This is a genomic window from Cupriavidus sp. HPC(L), assembly GCF_000307735.3.
In the GTDB taxonomy this organism is placed as follows: domain Bacteria; phylum Pseudomonadota; class Gammaproteobacteria; order Burkholderiales; family Burkholderiaceae; genus Cupriavidus.
In genome coordinates this window covers 1-5,596 of record NZ_AMPR02000202.1, presented here as the reverse complement: position 1 = coordinate 5,596, position 5,596 = coordinate 1, and the positions used below count along the sequence as shown (strand labels likewise).

Genomic DNA, 5,596 nt, shown 5'->3' with positions numbered 1-5,596 from the left:
CTGGCTCGCATTGCGTCTGGTCTGGCATGTCGCGGTCGACATCGTCGTCGCCAACGTGCATGTCGCCTGGCTCGTATTGGTGCGTGGCGCGCGCCTGCAGCCGGCCTTTATCGAGCTGCCGCTCGAAGCCGAGCACGAGATCGCGCTGACCGCGCTGATCAGCATCGTGTCGCTGAGCCCCGGCACCGTCTGCGCCGAATTGAGCGACGACCGCCGCTGTCTGCTGATCCATGTGCTGGATCTCGACGACGCGGACGAAATGATCGCGCGCATCAAGTCGCGCTACGAGGCGCCGTTGAGGGAGATCTTCCTATGCTTGCCATCGTGATTCCGATTTCGCTGGCGATGCTCGGCATCGCCTTCCTGCTGACGTTGCTGCGGTTGCTGATCGGACCCACCTTGCCGGACCGCATCGTCGCGCTGGACACGCTGAACATCAACGCGATCGCGCTGATCGTGGTGTTCGGCATCTGGCTCGGCTCGGCGCAGTTCTTCGAGGTCGCGCTGCTGCTGGCGGTGATGGGCTTCATCGGCACGGTCGCGCTGACCAAGTACCTGCAGCGCGGCGACATCATCGAGCTGAAGTAGGGGGCTCCGCGATGCCGTTCTACCTCGAAGCCATCGTCTGCGCGCTGCTGCTGATCGGCAGCCTGTTCACGCTGGTCGGCGCGATCGGCCTGCTGCGCCTGCCGGACTTCTTCATGCGGCTGCACGGGCCGACCAAATCGACCACGCTCGGCGTCGGCGGCGTGGTCATCGCGTCGGTCGTCTACTTCAGCAGCCTCGGCGAGGGCTGGAGCCTGCACGAGATCCTGCTGACGGCCTTCCTGTTCCTGACCGCGCCGATCAGCGCGCATATGCTGGCCAAGGCGGCGATGCAGCAGCGCGTGCCGGTCCATCCGCCCACGCGCGGACGGCCCTGGTTGACCGATCGCGGCGCCGAGTCCGGGCCGGACGACGAGGACGACGAGGACGACGAGGACGGCACTGGCGGGCGCTAGGATTTCGCCGCTCGCCGAGGCTTGGGCGCCGGCTTCGCGCGGGGCCTCGAAGCAGCGTTGGATGGGGGCGCCGCAGTCGGTTTGGCCACCGTCGCGCCGGCGCGCTTGCGCGCGGGCTTGCCGCTGACCTTCGCGGCCAGCTTCAAGGCCGCGACGATTTCATCGAAGGCGGCCTCGCGCGCCGCGGGATCGGGCACGCGCAACGCATAGGACGGGTGGTAGGTCGGTATCACGGTGCGGCCCTCGTGCTCGATCGGCTGGCGCAGCACCTTGCGCAGCGACGTTGCCTTGACCCCCAGCACGGCCTTCAGTGCAGTCGCGCCGAGTGCCACCACCACGCGCGGCGCAACCCGTTCCAGCTCGTCCTCGAGCCAATAGCCGCATGCCTCGATCTCGCGTTGTGCCGGCGTCTTGTGCAAGCGCCGCTTGCCGCGCAGTTCCCATTTGAAATGTTTGACCGCGTTGGTCAGGAATACCGACTCGCGCGACAAGCCGGCCTTCTCGAAGGCCTCGTCGAGCAGCCGGCCCGCGGGACCGACGAAGGCCTTGCCGGCGAGGTCTTCCTGGTTGCCGGGCTGTTCGCCGACCACCATTACCGGCGCCGGCGCCGGGCCGTCACCGGGCACGCCGTGGGTGGCATTGCGCCACAGGTCGCAGCGGCGGCAGGCATCGAGCGTGGCGGGCCGCTGGTCGGACGGTTCCGGCGCGTCGTCGGGTGCGTCGTCGGGTGCGTCATCGGGTGGGGTGGGGCGGGATGGCGAGGACATGGCGCGTGGCTGGCGGTGCTGCGGAACCGCATCCGTCGTTCAAGCACGCCGCATGCCAACGGCGCCGGGTCCGATCCGCCGGGATCGGATCACAGCGGGATCACAGCGCGATCACAGCGGGATCACAGCGGGATCACAGCGCGATCACAGCGGGATCACAGCGGCAACAGCGACAACCCCCAACCCCCGAACGCGCAGGCCAGCACTACCAGCCACGGCGGCAGCTTCCAGAACATCAGCGCCACCAGCGCCGCGAGCGCCAGCGCGAAGTCGGCCGGGCGGTGGATCGCGCTGGTCCAGACCGGGTCGTACAAGGCCGCCACCAGCACGCCGACCACTGCCGCATTGACGCCGGCCAGCGCGCCCTGCGCATGCGGGCTGCGGCGCAGCCGCTCCCAGAACGGCAGCGCGCCGGCGACCAGCAGGAACGACGGCAGGAAGATTGCGACCAGGCACAGCGCACCGCCGGCCCAGCCGCTCGGCGCGATCCGCATCGCGGCGCCGAGGAAGGCGGCGAAGGTGAACAGCGGACCGGGCACCGCCTGGGCCGCGCCGTAGCCGGCCAGGAAGGCGTCGTTGTCGACCCAGCCGGTGGGAACCACGGCCGCCTGCAGCAGCGGCAGCACCACGTGGCCACCGCCGAACACCAGCGAGCCGGCCCGGTAGAACGCATCGGTCAGTGCCAGCGCCTGGCCGGGCCAGGTTTGCGCCGCCAGCGGCAGCAGGACCAGCAAGGCGGCGAACAGCAATAGCAGCAGCGCGCCGAGCCGGCGGCCGGCGGCGATCGGCAAAGGGTCGTGCTCGGCGGCCGGCGCGGTCTTCAGCATCGCGCGGCCGAGCAATGCGGCCACCGCCATCACCATGACCTGCGCCAGCGCTCCCGGCACCAGCACCACCACGCAGGCCGCGACCGCGGCGATCGTCGCGCGCGGGCGGTCCGGACACAGCGAGCGGCCCATGCCCCAGACCGCCTGCGCCACCACCGCGACCGCGACGATCTTCAGCCCGGCCAGCATGCCGGCGGGCAGCACATTGCCCCAGGTCGACAGGGTCAGCGCAAACAGGATCAGCGCGATGGCCGACGGCAGCGTGAAGCCGATCCACGCCGCCAGCATGCCGGCAAGGCCGGCGCGCGACAGCCCGATCGCCATGCCGACCTGGCTGCTGGCCGGCCCCGGCAGGAACTGGCAGAGCGCGACCAGATCGGCATAGACGCGCTCGCCGAACCAGCGCCGGCGCACCACGAACTCCTGGTGGAAATAGCCCAGATGCGCGACCGGCCCGCCGAAGGAGGTCAAGCCCAGCCGCAAGAAGGCCACGAACACCTCCCATACCGGATGGCGGTTGGGGGCGAGGGGATGGCCGTCAGTGGCCGGCATCGGTTCTGGCTCCATGGTGCTGGACCGGTACGAGCGTCGGCTCGAGTGCAGGGAGCGCCATGGTAGCGCAGCCCGATGACGCCGCGGCGGCAAGGCGCGGCTACCGCATCGTCAGGCAGCGGCCGGCGCCCGGCGGCGCGAGGCGTCGGACAGCGACAGCAGATAGACCAGCAGGCCGCCGGCCGCCAGCAGCAGGCCGACCCAGCCGGTCGATTGCCAGCCCAGGCCCGCCGCGATCGTGACGCCGCCCAGCCAGGCGCCGAGCGCGTTGGCCATGTTGAAGGCCGAGTGATTGAGCGCCGCGGCCAGCGTCTGTGCATCGCCGGCGACGTCCATCAGCCGGATCTGCAGCGCCGGTCCGAGCGCAACCACGGTGCCGATCAGCAGCACATTGGCCGACGCGAGCCAGGCATGCGGCGCGGTCAACACGAAGGCGCCGAGCACCGCCGCCGACCAGACCAGCACGCCGCCGATGGTCGGCATCAGCGCCTTGTCGGCCAGCTTGGAGCCCGCCAGGTTGCCGATCACCATGCCGACGCCGAACAGCGCGAGCACGAAGGGGATGCCGCTGGCGGGCATATGCGCCAGCTCGATCATCGTCGGCTTGATATAGCTGAACACCGCGAACATGCCGCCGAAGCCGATCGCGCCGATACCGAGGGTCAGCCAGACCTGCTTGCGCCCCAGCGCCGACAGTTCGCGCAGCGGGCTGGCGTGCCGGTCGGCCGGCACGAACGGCACCCAGCGCCAGACCAGCAGCACCGTCAGCGCGCCGATCAGGCCGACCAGCGCGAACGCCGAGCGCCACCCCAACCACTGGCCGATCGCCGCGGCGATCGGCACCCCGACCAGCGTGGCGACGGTCAGCCCCAGCATTACCATGCCGACCGCCTGCGCGCGCCGCTCGCGCCCAACCAGGCTGGCGGCGACCAGCGCCGCCACGCCGAAGTAGGTGCCATGCGGAAAGCCCGTCAGCAGCCGCGCGACGATCATCGGGCCGTAGCCGGGCGCCAGCGCGCTGGCGAAATTGCCGACGGCGAAGACCGCCATCAGCGCCAGCAGCAGCGTGCGGCGCGCCAGCCGCGCGCCGAGCACCGCCAGCAACGGGGCGCCGATCACCACGCCCAATGCATAGGCGCTGATCAGATGGCCGGCGGCCGGGATCGTGATGCCGAGGTCGCTGGCGGCGTCGGGCAACAGGCCCATGATGACGAATTCGCCGGTGCCGATGGCGAAGCCGCCGACCCCCAGCGCCAGCAGCGCGAGCCGCGCGGCGCGGCGTGCAGCCTTGCCGGGGGCGTCAGACGGAGCCACGGAGGCTGCGGAAGAGGCGGGGGCGTGTGAAATGGAGTCGATCGGATCGTATGGGCTACCGTCAGGGGCGGACATGAGGAGATGACTGCAAGAGATCGCGCGGACGCGTGTTGTTTGGATCTTGTGATTGGCCGGAGCGCGGGCTCTGCGGCCCGCTGACACGCTCGTCGAGTTACGGGCGGCCGGCTTCGGCGTTATTGTGAAGCAAAACGCGCGATCGTGCGGCAGCGCAGCATGACGCCGCCGGCACGCGGGTCGACCTTGGCGGTTCCTAGCCGGCCTGCCGCCGCCACAGCGCCCAAATTCCGAACGCCAGCAGGCCGGCGCCGATCACGCCGGCCTGCGCCGCGCGAGATGCGTCCGTGCGATTGCGCCAGCCACCGTCCACGGCCAGATAGCCCTCGGTCGGATCGAACAGATTGCCGTCGGTGCGTGACGCGTGGTCGGCGCGGTCCAGATAGCGCTGGGCCAGCTGCTGGGAAAAGCGGCGCGTCAGGCCCGGCGCGACCAGATTGCCGAGGCGGGACAGCCACGCCACGCTGCCGATGGTGGTCGCCTGGCGGCGCGGCTGCGCCGCCGCGCGCACGATGGCGCGCGCGATCGTGCGGGGATCGACCAGCGGCCGCGGCGGCCGGATCGCCTTGCCGGTGTAGTTGGCGCAATGCCGAAAGGCGGGCGTATCGGCCACCGCGGGGAAGATGTCGCAGACGTGGATGCCGGGGAAGGGCAGCAGTTCGGCGCGCAGCGCCTCGCTGAAACCGCGCAGCCCGTATTTGCTCGCGGTGTAGGACACGCCATAGGCCGACGGCGACCAGGCGTTCATCGACAGCACATTGATCAGCGTGCCGTGGCCCTCGCGCTTGAAGTAGGGCAGCACCGCGTGCGCGCCGTACAGGTAGGCGATCAGGTTGGTTCGCAGCACGCGCTCGTGCGCATGGACCGGCGTCTGCTCCAGCAGGCCGACCGCGCCGACGCCGGCGTTGTTGATCCAGACGTCGATGCGGCCGTCGCCAGTGTCGGCCGCGAGCCGGGCCAGCGCCGCGACCGCTTCCGCGTCGCCGACGTCGGTCGGCACGGTCAACGTGTCGGCGCCGTGCGCGGCGCAGACATGGGCGACCTCGCGCAGCGCCGCTTC

The 5,596-nt window shown here is 70.7% G+C and carries 6 protein-coding genes and 1 pseudogene; 3 read left to right on the top strand and 4 right to left on the bottom strand.

Translation table 11 applies throughout. The features are described 5' to 3' along the window. From B551_RS12880 to B551_RS12870, 3 genes are all read left to right on the top strand, one after another. A partial coding sequence (locus B551_RS12880) for a Na+/H+ antiporter subunit E (RefSeq protein ID WP_023264241.1) occupies positions 1 to 328 on the top strand: 328 nt, incomplete at its 5' end. Beyond that, positions 313 to 588: a K+/H+ antiporter subunit F gene (locus B551_RS12875; RefSeq protein WP_006578890.1), complete on the top strand. Its 276-nt coding sequence runs from the start codon at positions 313 to 315 to the stop codon at positions 586 to 588. The genes B551_RS12880 and B551_RS12875, both read left to right, overlap by 16 nt. 11 nt (positions 589 to 599) lie before the next feature. Next, positions 600 to 1,001, top strand: a complete 402-nt coding sequence (locus tag B551_RS12870) for a Na+/H+ antiporter subunit G (protein ID WP_006578891.1) — start codon at positions 600 to 602, stop codon at positions 999 to 1,001. Positions 1,002 to 1,123: 122 nt separating this feature from the next. Here B551_RS12870 and B551_RS12865 read toward each other — a convergent pair. The 4 genes and pseudogenes from B551_RS12865 to B551_RS12850 form a co-directional block, all read right to left on the bottom strand. Further along, a pseudogene (locus tag B551_RS12865) lies at positions 1,124 to 1,768 on the bottom strand (UdgX family uracil-DNA binding protein); the annotation flags it as partial. Positions 1,769 to 1,923: 155 nt separating this feature from the next. Further along, on the bottom strand, positions 1,924 to 3,147 hold the full coding sequence (gene chrA / locus B551_RS12860) for a chromate efflux transporter (RefSeq protein ID WP_006578893.1): 1,224 nt from the start codon (positions 3,145 to 3,147) through the stop codon (positions 1,924 to 1,926). A gap of 111 nt (positions 3,148 to 3,258) precedes the next feature. Next, entirely contained in the window at positions 3,259 to 4,536 is a 1,278-nt protein-coding gene (locus B551_RS12855) for an MFS transporter (protein ID WP_023264239.1), read from the bottom strand. Positions 4,537 to 4,732: 196 nt separating this feature from the next. Then, positions 4,733 to 5,596, bottom strand: an 864-nt coding sequence (locus B551_RS12850; protein WP_043439368.1) for an SDR family oxidoreductase, incomplete at its 5' end; no start/stop codon positions are given.

What these genes read in the sequence shown, in the direction of transcription:
- B551_RS12875 (WP_006578890.1), top strand. Translation starts at nt 313, where the DNA reads ATGCTTGCCATCGTGATTCCGATTTCGCTGGCGATGCTCGGCATCGCC.
- B551_RS12870 (WP_006578891.1), top strand. Translation starts at nt 600, where the DNA reads ATGCCGTTCTACCTCGAAGCCATCGTCTGCGCGCTGCTGCTGATCGGC.
- chrA (WP_006578893.1), bottom strand. Translation starts at nt 3,147, where the DNA reads ATGCCGGCCACTGACGGCCATCCCCTCGCCCCCAACCGCCATCCGGTA.
- B551_RS12855 (WP_023264239.1), bottom strand. Translation starts at nt 4,536, where the DNA reads ATGTCCGCCCCTGACGGTAGCCCATACGATCCGATCGACTCCATTTCA.